Origin of the sequence: Marinobacter alexandrii, from assembly GCA_039984955.1 — a bacterium.
Taxonomy (GTDB): Bacteria; Bacteroidota; Bacteroidia; order Cytophagales; family Cyclobacteriaceae; genus Ekhidna.
The window spans coordinates 681,923-698,962 of record JBDWTN010000007.1; the positions used below are offsets into that span (position 1 = coordinate 681,923).

Below are 17,040 nucleotides of genomic sequence, written 5' to 3' on the forward strand. Positions count from 1 at the left end.
AATTGATAATTGGCGGATCAAAAAAAATTGATTGCATAAAATATTTTCCTTTTCTTGTAAGAAATCTCTCGCTTACAGTACTAGTGCAGTAACGATTCGAAAATGAAAGAAAGCGAACAGCGAAAAATTTTTGACGAATGGCTTGAAGGATATCGAGCGTTACTGTTTAAGATCATCAAGGCATATGCATCTAATGAAGCAGACCAGAATGATCTTTTCCAGGATGTCTGTCTACAGATGTATCGTTCCATTCCCAGTTTCAAAGGTAAGTCTGCCGTTTCTACCTGGCTCTACAGAATAGCATTAAATACTGCAATCAAATGGAGCACCAAGGAAAAGAAACATATTGCAGGCCATCAAGAGGTGGAGAAAATGACCAATATACTAGTGGTTAAAGATGAACCAAAGGATGAACGGATAGCTTGGCTATACAATGAAATCAAGCAATTCAACGAAATTGATCGATCGCTCACGTTACTTCTACTCGATGGGTATAGCTACAAAGAGATGGCCGAAATAATGGGTATCTCCGAAAGCAACATCGGGGTGAAGATTCACCGAATCAAAAAGCAATTAGTAAACAACTCTAAACAATACGAATATGATGGAGTTTGAAGAAATGCAAAAAATTTGGGACGAACAAAAAGGAGAAACTATGTACGCAATTAATGAAATGGCTCTTCACAAGAGTGTAACAAGAAAAAAGAATGCTGCCAGTAAACGAATTAACAAGGTAGAAATTGGGCTTGTATTAGTAAACGGATTCTGTAGCGGCTTACTATTTATTGATGCACTGGATGATCCTCACTATTGGGATTTTATTGGATCTGCTATGATGCTCGGAACCGTGATTTACATGTTGTTTTTGAGACGAAGAAGAAAAAAAGCGGAAAATACGTTTGATAGGAACATGATTGGAGAACTAGATCATGCCATTGCTAATACCAATTCCATTATTCATGTTTCCCGAATGATGATCATTGGCTACCTAATTCCATTTTCTATTTTCTATATAGGAAAAATGATCTCTCTTGGTGCCCCTCTTGATAAATGGCTCCTCATAGGTGGAATGTATTTGCTAGCATTCATTCTGATCCAATGGGAGCGAAAAAGTATGCATCTTCCAAGAAAAGAGCACTTGCTTGCATTAAAGAGAAAGTTGATGGAAGAATGAATTTAAAAAGGTAGTCAGTATCTCTTTAAGGTACTGACTACCTTACTTCCAAATTCCCGGGCAATCTTGCTTGCAGTCCCTTCAATTGGTTCAACTGCTTCACTTGCTTCAATACAGGGTCTGCATCTATTCCGAATAGCGTAAACTGAACTTTCGCATTCATGCGCTCTAGAAATTCTTCTACAAATGGCTTCTCTTTTGGGTAGTATGAAACACTGTAATCGTTTTCAATTCCAGCGGCTTTTGCTGCTAATTCAATCGCATCGTTGAAGCTCCCAAGTTTATCTATCAGACCATTGTCTAACGCCTGCTCACCACTCCAAACTCTCCCACTTGCGATTTTTTTCAATTCCGATTGTGTCATACCTCTGGCATCTGCCGCCTTTTGTGTAAATACTTCATACCCTTCGTTTACTCCACGTTGAATGATTGCCCTTTCAGAATTACGCAATGGACGTGTGACCGTATAAATGTCTGAATACTCTCCAGTCTTTACTACATCATGCGTAATGCCTATTTTATTTTCCAAAAATTCACCAAAGTTGAACCACATACCGAAGATTCCTATAGATCCGGTAATTGTGTTAGGTTGTGCAATGATGGTATCTGCTGGCATTGCAATATAGTATCCTCCGGAAGCGGCAGCTCCTCCCATAGAAGCAATGATCGGTTTCTTACCTTTCGTCAGCATCAGTTCCCTCCAAATCATATCTGAGGCTGTCATACTACCTCCACCAGAATTGACTCTCATGACGATTGCTTTGACCTTATCGTTTTCACGAGCCTTCCTGATCTCTTTCGCAAAGATAGATCCTACAATTCCTTCATCGCCACCCATTACAATATCTCCCTCAGCCACGATAACAGCAATCCTATTACTTGCGTATGTCCCTTCTTTGATAGTGGCTTGAATATACTTGTTCATCTTCATGATTCGCAGATCCTTACTCTCCTTTAAGCCAAGTTTCTTCTTCATGACACTTTTCAATTCATCCTCATATCCAATTTTATGCACAAGTCCTACATCTGCTGCATCCTGAGGTAGTGATATTTTCATTTGATCTGAAATCTCAGCTAGTTTTTTTACAGGGATTTGAATAGAGTTTGATACGTTTTCTAGGTAGGTTCCATACATAGAACCAAGCAGCTCGGTATATTGTAGCCTGTTTTCCTTACTAAGATCTTTTCGAATATAAGGTTCAACATAGCTTTTGAAATCCCCTACTCTAAAAATTTGCGGTTCTATGTCCAGTTTATCAAACATGCCTTTCAAAAAGGTAATATTGACATCCATCCCATTAAACTCAATGGAACCTGTAGGATTTAAGAAAAGGCTATCAGCCACTGAAACTACGTAATAATCTGATTCGCTTATATATTCTCCATAGGCATAAACAAATTTTCCAGACTCTTTGAAATCTAATAGTACATCTCTAATCTCTTGTAACCCGGCATAGCTACCCGCCATATACATCGGTTCGATATAGATTCCTTTGATTCTATCATCCGTCTTTGCCTTTTTTATTGCCGAAATAATATCTAAAAGACTTTGTGCTGGTGGAGCATCCGAAAAAGCGGTTAAAAATGGATCTTCTACAGCTTTGTCTTCCAATATCCCAGACATGGGAAAGTATAGGACTGAATTGGTCTTCACAGAGGGTGCCTCATCAGCAGAGGCGGATGCCACAACTCCTACGAGCATAAAAAAGCCTAGAATCGTGAAAATGAAAAGGCCCAAAAGTGTAGCAAGAAGATTTCGTAAAAAAGCCATTTATTTTTTATTAGTGCGTTTAGTTTGTCTTTGAAACACGCAAAAGTAAGACGAGGTTTGCAAACATTAGATTTAGAAACTAGATGAACGGAATTTATATCCTATTAGGCAGCAATATGGGCAATCGGCTGGAATATCTGAGAGAGGCCGAATACGCGCTCATTGAAGAAGGCATACAAGTCATAGATGAATCATCCATCTATGAAACAGAGCCATGGGGCAAAAAAGATCAAGACTGGTTTCTCAATGTCGTCTTGCAGATAGAAACAGTTCAAAAACCCTCGAACCTTCTCAAATTAGCGTTGAAGGTTGAAGAAAGACTAGGAAGAATAAGAAAGGGGAAATGGGGAGAGCGGTGTATTGATATAGATATTCTATACTACCATGATATCGTTCTGCAATCAGATGAACTAGTCATCCCTCATCCAGGTATTCCGCAAAGAAAATTTACGTTGGTATTACTTGCAGAGATGTGTCCATTAGAAACGCATCCAATAACGATGCAAACACAAATTGAATTGCTAGCAGAATGTACAGATGAACTAGATTGCAGACTTACTGATTACAAACTCTAATGAGCGTCATAGAAGGCACTTTTTTAATAGCTGTAGGAGTTTTTGCAGGTTTCATAAATACGGTGGCTGGAGGTGGTTCCTTACTTACTTTACCTCTTTTGATTTTTCTGGGACTTCCATCTGCTGAGGCAAACGCTTCGAATAGAGTGGCGATCTTCGTTCAGAATATTTTCTCTGTAGCTGGCTTCCAGAGTAAGGGGGTAAAAATATTTCCTTTTGCTATTTGGGTTGCTCTTCCAGCAATTGTAGGAGCAATCATTGGTTCAAAAATAGCAGTAGATATCAACGAAGAAATATTCAACAAAATACTCGCCGTAATCATGCTGATGGTTATGGGAGTTACGATCTTTAAGCCAGGAGCGAAGAATCAAGCAGAATCCATTCTGACGCCCAAAAAATTATGGCTTAGCATCATTATATTCTTCTTCCTGGGCATGTATGGAGGCTTTATTCAGGCAGGTATAGGCTTCCTTATAATTGCAAGTCTGACAGCTATTCATGGGTTTAACATGGCAAAAACAAATGCGATAAAAGTATTTGTAGCCCTCACATATACAGTAGCTGCTTTGGTCGTTTTCTACCTCAGTGGAAAAATACAATGGGAATATGGACTGGTATTAGCTATCGGGAATGCAACTGGAGGATGGATTGCAAGTCGCTGGTCTGTTGGAGTAAATGATAAACTGATTAGGAAGATATTGCTAGTAACTGTAATAGCTCTTTCAATTAAATTGTGGTTCTTTTAAAGTAATCCTGTGGGTGTAGTTATTAAGCAAAGTTTCTGGGGGACTCTTATGACCTATGTAGGAGTCGCTATAGGGTATCTAAATACCTTATATGTTAGAGCGGAATATTTTGAATTAGATCAAATAGGGCTTTTTACACTTATTACTGCCAATGCAATGATCATTTCATCATTTGCATCTTTCGGTATGAGCAGCTCCTTTCTAAAATATTTTTCTACATTTTCAGAACGTGACAGGGCTAGTTTTTTTAGTTTTTTACTCCTAGTAGCTATCATTGGAAATATACTTGTTTTCGGCATTTGTTATGCATTGCAAGATCTCATTGTAGAGCGATATATTGATTCTGCCCCGGCATATATTGAATACTTATTTGTTACCGCTATAGTAATATTTGCTAATTCAATGTTTGAGTTGTTCATGAATTACAGTCGTACCATCATGAATGTAGTTTTTCCAGTCTTCTTAAGAGAGATATTCTTAAGAGCAGGATCCCTTCTAATGGTACTAGGCTATTCACTAACTTGGTGGAGTTTTGATGGTGCAATTTTTGGGCTTGGTATTATTTACACTGCTGCATTTATCCTTCTCAGCTTTCAACTAGTTGTTATTCACAATCTTCGATTTATATTCAACTTCAGTATCATTTCTAAAACCGTCAAATCAAACCTAGTGAAATATGGGACATACTCAATGCTTTTAGCTGGTAGTTTTGCTTTGATAAATAATATTTCCAATGATCAGCTCACCACTATTGTAGGAACAAGTGCTGCAGGTATCTTCAACACTTGTTTTTTTATAGCAGTCGTAGTAGAATTACCAAGAAGAAACATGGCTAATTTGATAGCACCAATACTGTCTACTGAGATGGAGAAAGGAGCAATAAAGGAAGTCAGCTCTTTGTATAAGCGAAGTTCAATAACAATGTCGGTTCTAGGATCATTGCTGTTTATTGGGATTACCACAAATCTCTCTGACCTATTTGCTTATATACCTCAAGGGGAATCTTTTCAAACTGGGTTTTGGGTAGTAATCAGTGTTTGTTTGGCCAAATTATTCATTATGCTTTCGAGTTTTTCAGGTGAAATAATAAATTTCTCTAACTTCTATAAGTTTAATCTGTTATTCCAAGTTTTGACTGCCTTTCTTTTAGTTGTTCTTAATTACCTATTGATCCCCATTTATGGGTTAAATGGTGCAGCTATCAGCTATCTATCTGCCATATTATTTCATATTATACTCAAGGGCACCTTTGTATGGAGGAAGTTTAAAATTCACCCATTTGTAAGTACTCATTTTAAGCTCTTCTTAATTGCTTGCTCCGTGGGGATTGTAGCATTTTTATTCACAACTAATCTGCACCCGATTTTAAGCATAGCTATAAGATCAATTTCAACGAGTATACTGTTCATAGCTCTTATTTATCAATTTAAGATATCAGTAGATATCAATAACCTCATTCGATCTACCTTTGAAAGAGTGAAAAAAATTAAACACTTCCGATGAGACCTGACCTGAAGAAAACAATTCTCACCCATGCTTTAATAATAATAGGGTTCTACGTCGTAACCCTACTGCTTCACACACCTACGATTCTCGATGGCATGAATCTCAGCCAACACGATATTCTTCAAGCTGATGGCATGAGTAATCAAATAAAAAGTTTTAAAAAAGAGACTGGCGAAGTTGGCTTATGGAATAATTATTTATTCAGCGGTATGCCTTCCTACTTTACAGGAATCAATTTTTCCGGTGATCTACTCACTTATGCCCATCTCTTCCTAAGCCTTGGACTGTCCAAACCTTTCAATGTTATTTTTATAGCAATGGTAGGGTTCTACTCACTTCTTCTCACTTTCAAAGTCCGACCAATTATTGCAGCGGCGGGTGCTGTTGCATTCAGCTTAAATGGATTCAATATTATAGGACTCATGGCAGGGCACAATTCTAAAATAGCTGCCGTGGCTTACATGCCATTAGTTTTAGCCGGAATCAAGTTAGTATTTGATGGTAGAAAATTCCTGGGATTAGGTCTGGCTACCTTAGCATTAGGACTGGAAATTAAGTCAAATCACCCTCAAATCACTTATTACCTTGTGCTTATTACAGTAGCTTTCGGAATCAATGAACTGATTAAAGCTCTTAAAGACAAAGATGTCAAGAATTTTGCGATAAAGACTAGTCTAATAGTGCTAGCATCTGCTTTAGCCGTAGGTGCAAATTTTGGAAGGTTGGCTACTACTCTAGAGTATAGTAAGTATTCAATTCGAGGAAAGTCCGAACTATCTGCAGCTAAGGCTAGCTCATCTGGACTTGACAAAGAATATGCTTTTAGGTACAGCAACGGCATTGTGGAACCGCTCTTCTTATTTGTTCCCAATATATTTGGAGGGTCTTCTCAAGAGCCGTTATCAGAAAAGTCTGCTGTCGCAAAAGCACTAAGAAGTGCCGGGTATAATAGATCTCAAATTGCTCAGCAAGTAAAGTCCGTACCTACCTACTGGGGAGATCAGCCACTTACGGCTCCATACTATGCCGGTACTCTTACTTTTATTCTTTTCATCCTGGGAATATTAATACTCCCTAAAAAACAAAAAATATGGCTTGTTACGCTTGTCATTCTTGGGATCATCATGAGTTGGGGTAAAAATTTTGAAGCTTTCAATAATTTCTTATTTGATTACCTGCCAGGCTATAACAAGTTTAGGTCTGTTACATTCACTATCATCATCACCATTTTTTCAATGAATCTATTAGGATTTGTCGCTCTTGAAAAATTGGTTAATACTGAATGGAAGAAAGAGCTGAAGAAAAAAATTTACATGTTGTTTGGTATTGGGGGAGGATTCTTAATAGTCTTATTGGTATTCTCAGGAGCACTCGGATTTAGAGGAGCGGTAGACGGTCAACTGCCCGAATGGTTTGTAAATGCCGTTCGTGAAGATCGTCAATCGTTACTCATAAAAGATAGCCTAAGAGCCCTCATGTTCGTAGTGGCTTTTGCAGTTCTAATATGGGCCATATTTAAAAAGAAATTAAAAATGAGCCAGGCCATGCTGGGTCTTGCTCTGCTAGTTTTTATTGATAATTTCTCACTTAGTAAACGTTTCTTAGGGAAGGAAAAGTTTGAAAAAGATCCTTCTGGTAGCTTTTTTCAAATGACTGAAGCTGATCAAGTACTTGCCTCCCAAACAGCTTCAGGAGATAGAGTCCTAAACTTACAAAACCCGTTCAATGAAAATAGAACTTCATATCATCATGAATCTATTGGTGGTTATCATGGTGCAAAAATTCGTCGCTATCAGGACTTGATAGATCGCTGTATCCAAAACGAACTCCAATCTGCTTTTCAAACATTACAAAATCAGTCAATGGACTTTTCAGATCTTTCGGTATTGAATATGCTTAATACTAAATTCATGTATGCAGGAGCTCAGCGAAACGCTGTATTTCCCAATCGGTTTGCAAATGGCAATGCCTGGACAATTTCAGAGATCATAACTGTTGATTCTCCCGACAATGAAATTGGTAGCGTATGTTCCATAGACACAAAACGCCAAGCAATCATTGATGAAAGTAAGTTTGAAGTGCCTCAAATTTCCGGCAATGGAACGATCGTGCTTACAGAAAAAACGCCTAACAAAGTTGTGTATTCAGCAAATATCAGTGGTGGGAACGCACTCGGTGTGTTTTCCGAAATATATTATGCCGAAGGATGGACCGCAAGAATTAACGATAATGAGGTCAATATTCTACGAGCAAACTACATATTGCGTGCATTAGACATCCCTGAAGGACAAAGTGAAATCATCTTCGAGTTTAAACCAGCTAACTACTATACCGGTAACAGAGTCATGATGATCAGTTCCATTTTAGTCTTTCTTGTTTTTGCAGGTGGTTTATTTGTTCATACCAAAGGATTAAAATCCTAATAATGCTCTTACCTAGATTAAAATTCAGTTCCAAACCAGAACTATCACTTAACGCTCTCCAAAGAGAAGCTAAGAAGCAAATTGAAGAAAAATTAAGACAAGGAGTATATACGTTCGAAAGTATCAATTGTCCCATATGCCTACGTGACGATAAAGAGCTTATTGGAGAAAAAGATCGATATGGACTGTCTTACATAACTAATATTTGTAAATCATGTGGGCTAGTTTATACGAGCCCTAGGATGAATGAGGACTCATACAGCCAATTTTATGATGGTGAATACAGGAAACTTTATGTAGGAACTGATAAACCTACAAGTATTTTTTTCGAATCTCAAACCCGAAGAGGAAAAAAAATTCATGACTTTCTTTTAAAAGAAAAGTGTATCTCAACTAAAAAACTATCAGTGTTAGAAGTGGGCTGTGGTGCTGGAGGAATACTAGAATACTTCCGATCAGAAGGTCATGATGTAATGGGGATAGATTTGGGAGCTGAGTACATCAATTATGGAAAAGAAAAACATGATCTAACACTACATACAGGCTCATTACATAACTTAGATTTGTCAATAAAGCCTGATTTAGTGATCTATTCTCACGTACTAGAGCATATATTAGACTTGAATGAGGAGCTTAAATTGATAAAACAAATATCCCATCAACATACAATTATATATATTGAAGTCCCAGGAGTTAAGCATATCCACAAAAGTTATCGATCAAATATTCTTAGATACTTTCAAAATGCTCATACCTTCCATTTTTCGTTGGAATCATTGGGAAATATCATGAAAAAAAATGGTTTTGAATTGATTTCGGGAAATCAAACGATTCAATCAATCTTCAAGGTCAAGGAACATTCCCCGCAAATCATCAACGATTACGATAAGATCAAAAATTACATCATCTATATTGAAAAAAAACGTAAACTCTACCTCCTAAGTCCTAGTGGAATCAAAGAGAATTTGATACGTGTAATACTTTGGTGGCTAAGAGTTACTCATACTAAGAAAATAGCGAGTGCTTTAAAGAGAAAAATTTCTAAGGGTTAGCTCTCATTATAAACTCTGCTATCTGAAAGTCCAATTCTGTATCGATATCAATAGAGTTTTCTTCACTCATTTCTACTTTTACAATCCGTTCCATCAGGGTTATCTCCTTTTCTCTCAAAGTATCAATTCTTATTGCATATATAGCCCCGTTTAACTCATAAACAGGTGGACAATCCTGTCTTCTTTGAAAGAATCCTTTCTTAGATTTTTCTAAAAAACCACTCTTATTTTCTTCAAACAATACGTAATAAGGATTTGATTTAGTTTCAACCACTGAAACTACACAATCTACATCTTTATTAAAGGCATTTAAAGCTCTTAGGATATCAGAGGATTTTCGCAAAGGGCTTGTTGGTTGTAACATGACTACACTTTGATAATCAATTCCATTAGTGCTATAGTAATCAACAGCATGTAATAAGACTTCCCTGCTTGAGGAGTTGTCCTGAGCTAAGTCTATAGATCTTATAAATGGCACCTCTAAGCCCATCTCCTTTGCTATTTCTACTATATCAAGATCATCAGTTGAAACACAAATATTTTTCTTGTCAGTGACTTTCAATGTCTCTTCAAGGGTATAAGCAATCAAAGGCTTTCCATTGAGCAAACGTTTATTTTTATTAGGAACGCCTTTAGATCCAGCCCTGGCTGGAATAACAAATAAAGATTCGCTAGTCATAAAATTTTTTAATTGCGGCTATGATTAAATCCACCTCTGAGTTCTTCAAAGTAGGAAAAGAAGGTAAACTAAGTCCAGATTTTGAAACAGACTCTGACACATCGTATCCACCCTTTTTAAAATCTGAATATACAGGCATAGTACTAATAGGGTAAAAAGCTGGTCTTGTTTCTACTCCATGCTTATGTAGATATTGACTTAAGTCATTGGTCGAAACATTTTTAAATAATGGAGTAAATAGCCAATTTGAACTCAAGGAACCTGCTTCAGTTTTCTGAAATTTAATTGAACCAATGGGTGCTAGCCCATCAACATATCTTTTCACTATGCTACTTTTCTTCTGAAGAATATCTTGAATGTGTTCGAGCTGAGCACAACCTATTGCAGCTTGCATATTGGTCAGTCTATAATTAAATCCAATATGTTCATGCCAATATCTCCTATCCGGACTCATTCCATGATCTCTTAGAACTTTGGCATATTCAAACGTCTTTTGATTTTTAAACAAAATAGCCCCTCCTTCACCGGTGGTAATAGTCTTATTACCATAAAAGCTAAAGGTACTTACATCACCAAAAGAGCCTGCAATTTTTTTCTTGTATGTACTCCCAAGTCCTTCTGCGTTATCCTCGATAATTAAAAGCCCATGTTTGTTAGCAATAGTGCAGATTTCATCCATATCACATGGGTTTCCATATAAATGAACGGGCATGATTGCTTTTGTCTTGGAAGAGATGTATTGATCAAGCTTATTGCAATCAATGTTGTATGTTTCAGCATCTACTTCTGCCAAAACAGGTGTAGCACCAGCATGAATTATTGCATTTACAGATGACGCAAAAGTAAGATTGGGAACAATTACTTCATCTCCTTTACCAATGCCAAGGCTCACCAAACCTAGGTGCAAGGCAACCGTCCCATTGGATACGGCAAGTGCATAATCGACTTCATGAAAGGCCGCAAATTCTTTTTCAAACTGGTCAACATATTTTCCCTTAGAAGAAATCCAGCCTGAATCAATTGCATCAATCAGGTAAGTCTTTTCATTGCCTGATAAATCAGGCTCCATGATCGGAATCATTTTTCTTTTTTCACTCATATAGATGAACGCAATAAAGATATTTGATTTTTAATATCACCTATTGACTGGTTTTTAACCTCTAGAACATGGGGGATCGAATTAAATCCTTTCATATACTTCAAAAACCAATAATCGTCGGTTAAAGGCTCATTTGAATCCTTGATACCATCATTATCACTATGATGGATGTAGCCAATCTGATGAGACAGCTCTTTAACCGCCTCATTCATATCAAAATCCAGACTTTTGGCAGATACTTTCAAATGAGCAGTATCAAGCAAAAAACCTAGCGATTCAGTTGAAACATACTGAAAGACCTTTAATATTTCCCATGGCTCTACACATAAGAGTGGGTTCACTCCATCTGTTCTCATATTGGTTTGCATCAGCACATTATTCTCAAAAAGAAATTGAACATCTCTTTTAGATGCCTCCTCTGATAGCATCAGACATGAGTCAATAAAAGTATCCCAATTGGTTTCTCTATTGATATATTCTGGCTGCAAAAGCTTTTCTCCCAAAGATTCTGGAGATGGGTCCAAACAAAAGCCTGCATGTGCTGAAAAGTATTTCAATCGACAATGAGAGGCTAGTTCAATTCCCTGCTTACAATGATTGCGTGACAGCTCTAGAATAGCTTCATTCTGACTAGCCAAATTAAGAACAAATGGGGTTTCCGGCGGAGGAAAATAGTTGTGAGGCAGTCGATCTATTGTTAGTGAGCGAAATTGATTTGCCAATTCTATACTTGGATCAAAATTGGCACTAAATTCAATAGAAAAGTCTTGTTCTATAGCTATTTGATCAATTTCTTGTATCGAAAGATTTTTAAATGCTACACTACTTACAAAAATATTCATAGTGACAATTTCATAAAACGAATATTTTCCTCAACACTGCTTAACCTAAATCCGAATCTTACATAAAGCTGGATTGCCTCATTGTTATCACTATCCACACTTAATTGAATCTCCTCAACCTCCATTCTTTTTGCAGATTTAATAAGCTCATTCATTATAAGTTTCCCAATACCTTTTCCCCTAAACCGCTCTGCAACACAAATACCCAACCAAGTAATTCCATCTTCAGGATCCAAATGACCATATCCAACGGGTTGATTGTTATTCATTACGACTAAAGTTTTAAGGTGATTTAAGATCACCTCATAGGGTCTTTTTTCAAAGTATCTAAATGCAGACAGGGAGCTACCAGCGACTCTTAAAAACGATTTTACCTCTGAGAGAGATGCATCCTCAATACTGAAATCACCATTCAATCGCATCTTGAGTTATTGGTTCGTCAGTTTTGATATCACAAGCTAATTCCTTCCCGATCACTTCGTAATACTTAGTTGGGGAAAGTCCGTTCATTGGTCGCTTAAATCCAATGTCATCTTCTCCTAAGGTATGTCCTTTCCTGAGATCCTTATTTACGATCATACTTCGTCGCATTCCGTACGTATTTTTTTTCTCGGCCTCAGTTGGACTTTTTGTTTCTAAGCCCAAAGATTTTTCTACTTGTCGGACACCTTCAACTAACTCCTTGAATTGTTCAGGGTTCAACGAACTGCTATGATCAGGGCCTGGCATACTGGTATCCAGAGTGAAGTGCTTTTCAATAACCCTTGCACCAAGAGCTACAGCACTGAAGCATGCATAATTATTTGTTACATGGTCTGAATATCCGATTGTCACATTCAAATTACGCCCCATGGAAACCATCGCATTAATGTTTGAATCTTCTATGAGTGAAGGATAATTGGTTGTGCACTGAAGCAAAATTATTTCTGAATCTACTCCTCTGAGAAATTCCATAGTCTGAATGACTTCTTCTTCTGTACACATTCCAGTAGAAAGGATCAAGGGCTTCCCAAATGAGGCTAAATATTTCAAAAAGGGGTATTCAACAAATTGTCCCGACGCAACTTTAAAAGCCTTCACTCCCAGATTGTTTAAGAAATCAGCATCTTCCTCATTGTAAGGAGTTGATAAAAAGAGAATGTTTTGACGTTCACATTCCTGAAGAATTAGATCATAATCTTCCAAGCTCAACTCCAGTTGTTTCAACATGTCAAACTGTGACTCGTCTTTATCTGTAGTCTTCAATTGATAAGAAGCTTTTGGCGATGTTTGGGTCACAATTCGATCAGCTTTGAAAGTCTGGAATTTAACACAATCAGCTCCTGCTTTTTTCGCTTCCTTTATCAAATTCAAAGCGAGTGCAACATCTCCATTATGATTTACTCCTGCCTCCGCAATAATGAAGGCGGGTTGGCCTTTTCCAATCAGCTTATCTCCTATCCGTATGTTATCAATGCTCATTATTTTTTCGAAAGTTCAGCTTGCATCATTAAATCAACTAGTTGTTCAAAACCAACTTTTGGCTTCCACCCTAGTATCTTTTTTGCACGTGAGGCATCCCCAATCAGAAGGTCAACTTCTGTAGGTCTAAAATAGTATGGATCAATCTCTACCAACACTTTACCCGTTTCGGCATCAATCCCTTTCTCATCCTTTCCTTCTCCTTCCCACTTGAGGGAGATGTCTATGTGGGTAAAAGCTCTTTCTACAAACTCTCGTACGGTATGAGTTTCACCAGTCGCTATAACCATATCTTCAGGTTTCTCTTCCTGTAACATGGCCCACATGGCCTCTACATATTCTTTTGCATATCCCCAATCTCGCTTAGCATCAAGGTTTCCCAGATACAACTTGTCTTGATTACCTAACTTAATATTTTTAACTGCTAATGTGATCTTTCGCGTCACAAAGGCTTCTCCTCTTCGTGGGGATTCATGATTGAAGAGTATTCCATTTACTGCATAAATTCCATAAGCTTCCCGGTAATTTTTCACCATCCAGTAAGCATATTGTTTCGCGATAGCGTATGGGCTCCTCGGATTAAATGGTGTTTCCTCCGTTTGGGGTACTTCCAGAGCCTTACCATACAGTTCACTAGTAGAAGCTTGATAAAATCTAACTTTCTTCTCAATACTTAAGTCCCTTATAGCCTCTAAAATCCTCAATGTTCCCATCGCATCAACATTGGCCGTATATTCAGGTACATCAAAGGAAACCTTCACATGGCTTTGAGCTGCCAGGTTATAAATTTCATCTGGTGAGATATCTCTTATGAGTTTTACAAGATTTGATGAATCTGTAACATCGCCATAGTGCAGAAAAAATCGCTCTGCATTTTGTGGAGACTTTATGAGATGACGTATTCTATCTAGGCTGTGGGTCGGTTGACTAGAGCTTCTACGAATTCCATGAACTTCATACCCCTTTTCAAGAAGGAATTCCACAAGATAAGATCCATCTTGTCCCGTGACACCAGTTACTAATGCTTTTTTAGCCATGTATTGATTAATGAGAAAAACTGCTCAAAACTACTTCGATTATCATTCTGACAGAAGAAACTTAAGAATTCTGTCATGAACTTTTCCATCTATTACGTGGGCATACTTATCAATATACTTCTGATATTCCTTTTTATAACTTTTTGAACCTGCAAGTTCTTCTTTAATGGCCTCCATGAGATCTTCAGAATTTGTCACATTAGATGCTATTCCTTCTTTGACATATGATGCAATATCTCTATTCAAATAATCAACTGTTATTAATGGAATTTGGAAATATATAGCCTCCTGGCCAACAGTAGAAAAGGCTGTTATCACTATATCTGTATTTGCCAACTGTACGTACAAATCCTCCTCAGCCTCAATACTTAAGTCCTTGTAGCTCACTTCATCAGCCCACTTTTGATATTTCTCAACGTTCTTTTCAAGAGGATGTGTTCTGACAAACATTTCTAGATTATCATTTTGATCAGCAAATGCCCTAAATACCATTTTTGCTGTATGTTCAGTATAAGACTCATCTTTATGAGGTTGAGAAGCAAACATTACACGCTTGGACTTAGACTTAGTGGCTCCTTTCAAATCAGCAATTATATCCGTTCGTAGATGTCCTACCTCTGATATACTTGCCGGCCAATTGTTATCCTTCAAAAACTCGGAAAAACTAGATCCCCATGTGAGAAATTGATTAGGAAAAAGATTCAGCTTTCTTTCTTCTGGACCATAAACATAGCCGGGATGTAGTTCATGAATACCTCCATGTTGTAATGCGATACAATCAATACCACACGCCGCACTTGCATTTAGAATACTTCTTTGATTGGGGCTGTACTCATCCAATATCAAGATTTTCTTGATTCCAGAAGATTCAAAATACCAGAGGTATGCTTCTTCTTTCCATGCAAAAAACAGGGTCGACTTTTGATACTTTAAAAAATTCCTATGAATAGTATTGAGAGTATCACTATCAAATGAACGGTCCTTGATAATTCCAAATTCTTTGGTGAGCCTTTTTTTAGTCTTAATCCAACTAAACGGATGAAGAATCAAATACTTAAATAAAATAATCTCTTCATACAGCCTTGGACGGGTTGAGATATTTCGAATATGCTTATACCATTGGGAGGGGAACTGATTATCGTCGAAAGGGAGATTGAATCTATCGAGTAAGCCAATTTCACTCCAATCAATATAATCATATAAGTAAGTAAGAAGGATGTTGTCATATACAAAGCCTTTCTTTTTTAAAGTTTTTCCGTAGTATTCGCGAGTATCAACAATAAGCACATTCGGAATTCTTTTAGATGAAAAAATACCCTTTATCAATCTGATCAACGAGGTTATAAAAAAAAGGAGAAGGGTAAATTTTGACCTTTTTTGATTAGCGATCTTATCTGCAGTAAGAGAAAGAAAGAGGCGGGATCGATTGAAGTAGAAAAGACGGGAATCAAAACCTAACTTATTAATCAATAAGGAGTAACGAGAAACTACACTTAAGATCTCTTGAGGAGTATAATCAGCTATTCTTTTCGAAATCATTTAAAAATCACTCTTGATATGACTATTCAAAAGACAGGCTAAATTGTCAAACATGATTTAAATTTTCACACACCCCTTCCACTTCTTCCTCTCGCATCTCAGGAAAAATAGGTAAAGAAAGTATTTCTGCACTTAGCTTCTCAGCGATTGGAAAATCTCCTGAATTGTGGCCTTTATAGGCATAGCTCTTCAACAAAGGTAAGGGGGTTGGATAGTGAATTGCACAGCCAATATTGGTCTCCTTCAGTCTATTCATCATTACATCTCTTTTCTCAGATTGTATGACATACAAGTGAAAAACATGACGCATTCCAGCTGGAACTATTGGCCTTTTAAAGGCATCAAGCTTATCTTCATACCAATCAGCAACCTGAATTCTTGCATTTGTCCAACTCTCAAGATGTGGAAGCTTTACCTTCAAAATGGCTGCTTGCATGGTGTCTAATCGACTATTTTGTCCAATAATCTGATGGTCATGCTTTTTTAATTGTCCATGGTTGGAGAGCATTCTACAGGTATTTGCTAATTCATCATCATTGGTAATAATACATCCCGCATCACCATAGGCACCTAAGTTTTTTCCTGGATAAAATGAAAAAGTGGCTATATCTCCAAAGGTACCCACACGCTTCCCGTTTATCTCTGCACCATGTGCTTGAGCGCAATCTTCAATGATTCGTAGATTGTACTTCTTTGAAAGTTTTATTATTTCAGTCATTCGAGCAGGTAGGCCATACAAATGAACAGGGATTATCGCTTTAGTTCTTTCTGTAATTTTTGCTTCAATCAATTCGGGATTGATCGTTCTTTCATCTGCTAAGACATCTACAAAAACGGGTTCCGCTCCTACACTGTTTACAGCGCCAGCAGTACTTATCCAGGTCAATGCCGGAACAATTACTTCATCCCCTTCTCCGATACCGAGGGCCTTAAGTGCTATTTCAATTGCATCAGTACCGTTGGCCATACCTACGCAATGTTTAGCCCCAATGTATTTGGCAAAATCAACTTCGAATTCTTTAATGATTTCACCACCAATAAAGGAGGTTTGATTAATTACAAAGGCAATCGCCGCATCAATATCTTCTTTTATTGACTCATACTGAGCCTTTAAATCCACAAAAGGAATACTCATA

At 37.4% G+C, this 17,040-nt stretch carries 16 protein-coding genes; 7 read left to right on the plus strand and 9 right to left on the minus strand.

Annotation, left to right across the window (positions count from 1 at the left end):
• Positions 1-102 precede the first annotated feature (102 nt).
• Positions 103-615: an RNA polymerase sigma factor gene (locus tag ABJQ32_09315; GenBank protein MEP5289837.1), complete on the plus strand. Its 513-nt coding sequence runs from the start codon at positions 103-105 to the stop codon at positions 613-615.
• Positions 602-1,174, plus strand: coding sequence for a hypothetical protein (locus ABJQ32_09320; GenBank protein MEP5289838.1), 573 nt, complete (start codon positions 602-604; stop codon positions 1,172-1,174). The genes ABJQ32_09315 and ABJQ32_09320 overlap by 14 nt, the downstream gene beginning before the upstream one ends.
• Before the next feature lie 37 nt (positions 1,175-1,211).
• On the opposite strand, the gene sppA is transcribed toward ABJQ32_09320, so the two are convergent.
• Complete coding sequence (gene sppA / locus ABJQ32_09325) at positions 1,212-2,945, minus strand: signal peptide peptidase SppA (protein MEP5289839.1); 1,734 nt, start codon at positions 2,943-2,945, stop codon at positions 1,212-1,214.
• An 83-nt stretch (positions 2,946-3,028) separates the two neighbouring features.
• Between sppA and folK the strand changes: the two genes are divergently transcribed.
• The 5 genes from folK to ABJQ32_09350 are packed head-to-tail and all read left to right on the plus strand — an operon-like array spanning position 3,029 to position 9,247.
• A complete protein-coding gene (gene folK, locus ABJQ32_09330) occupies positions 3,029-3,520 on the plus strand; it encodes a 2-amino-4-hydroxy-6-hydroxymethyldihydropteridine diphosphokinase (protein ID MEP5289840.1) in 492 nt (163 codons plus the stop codon).
• Entirely contained in the window at positions 3,520-4,266 is a 747-nt protein-coding gene (locus ABJQ32_09335; GenBank protein ID MEP5289841.1) for a sulfite exporter TauE/SafE family protein, read from the plus strand. Before folK ends, ABJQ32_09335 begins: the two co-directional genes overlap by 1 nt.
• Before the next feature lie 9 nt (positions 4,267-4,275).
• Positions 4,276-5,769, plus strand: coding sequence for an oligosaccharide flippase family protein (locus ABJQ32_09340; GenBank protein ID MEP5289842.1), 1,494 nt, complete (start codon positions 4,276-4,278; stop codon positions 5,767-5,769).
• Positions 5,766-8,195 carry a hypothetical protein gene (locus ABJQ32_09345; protein MEP5289843.1) on the plus strand — a complete coding sequence of 810 codons (2,430 nt, stop codon included), beginning with the start codon at positions 5,766-5,768 and terminating at the stop codon, positions 8,193-8,195. Before ABJQ32_09340 ends, ABJQ32_09345 begins: the two co-directional genes overlap by 4 nt.
• 2 nt (positions 8,196-8,197) lie before the next feature.
• Positions 8,198-9,247 (plus strand): class I SAM-dependent methyltransferase, encoded by a 1,050-nt coding sequence (locus ABJQ32_09350; protein MEP5289844.1) that lies wholly within the window; start codon positions 8,198-8,200, stop codon positions 9,245-9,247.
• Here ABJQ32_09350 and ABJQ32_09355 read toward each other — a convergent pair.
• Genes ABJQ32_09355 through ABJQ32_09390 form a run of 8 tightly spaced genes read right to left on the minus strand, consistent with a single transcriptional unit; the run spans position 9,237 to position 17,039 of the window.
• The gene (locus tag ABJQ32_09355) at positions 9,237-9,926 is read right to left on the minus strand and encodes an acylneuraminate cytidylyltransferase family protein (GenBank protein ID MEP5289845.1); all 690 of its coding nucleotides are present in this window, start codon (positions 9,924-9,926) and stop codon (positions 9,237-9,239) included. The genes ABJQ32_09350 and ABJQ32_09355 overlap by 11 nt on opposite strands.
• Positions 9,919-11,025, minus strand: coding sequence for a DegT/DnrJ/EryC1/StrS family aminotransferase (locus ABJQ32_09360; GenBank protein MEP5289846.1), 1,107 nt, complete (start codon positions 11,023-11,025; stop codon positions 9,919-9,921). The genes ABJQ32_09355 and ABJQ32_09360 overlap by 8 nt, the downstream gene beginning before the upstream one ends.
• Positions 11,022-11,867, minus strand: coding sequence for a TIM barrel protein (locus ABJQ32_09365; protein MEP5289847.1), 846 nt, complete (start codon positions 11,865-11,867; stop codon positions 11,022-11,024). The genes ABJQ32_09360 and ABJQ32_09365 overlap by 4 nt, the downstream gene beginning before the upstream one ends.
• Positions 11,864-12,289 (minus strand): GNAT family N-acetyltransferase, encoded by a 426-nt coding sequence (locus tag ABJQ32_09370; protein MEP5289848.1) that lies wholly within the window; start codon positions 12,287-12,289, stop codon positions 11,864-11,866. Before ABJQ32_09370 ends, ABJQ32_09365 begins: the two co-directional genes overlap by 4 nt.
• Positions 12,273-13,328: an N-acetylneuraminate synthase gene (gene neuB, locus ABJQ32_09375; GenBank protein ID MEP5289849.1), complete on the minus strand. Its 1,056-nt coding sequence runs from the start codon at positions 13,326-13,328 to the stop codon at positions 12,273-12,275. The genes ABJQ32_09370 and neuB overlap by 17 nt, the downstream gene beginning before the upstream one ends.
• Positions 13,328-14,365, minus strand: coding sequence for a GDP-mannose 4,6-dehydratase (gmd, locus tag ABJQ32_09380; GenBank protein ID MEP5289850.1), 1,038 nt, complete (start codon positions 14,363-14,365; stop codon positions 13,328-13,330). Before gmd ends, neuB begins: the two co-directional genes overlap by 1 nt.
• 42 nt (positions 14,366-14,407) lie before the next feature.
• Positions 14,408-15,904: a CDP-glycerol glycerophosphotransferase family protein gene (locus tag ABJQ32_09385; GenBank protein ID MEP5289851.1), complete on the minus strand. Its 1,497-nt coding sequence runs from the start codon at positions 15,902-15,904 to the stop codon at positions 14,408-14,410.
• Positions 15,905-15,950: 46 nt separating this feature from the next.
• A complete protein-coding gene (locus tag ABJQ32_09390; GenBank protein ID MEP5289852.1) occupies positions 15,951-17,039 on the minus strand; it encodes a DegT/DnrJ/EryC1/StrS family aminotransferase in 1,089 nt (362 codons plus the stop codon).
• Position 17,040 lies beyond the last annotated feature (1 nt).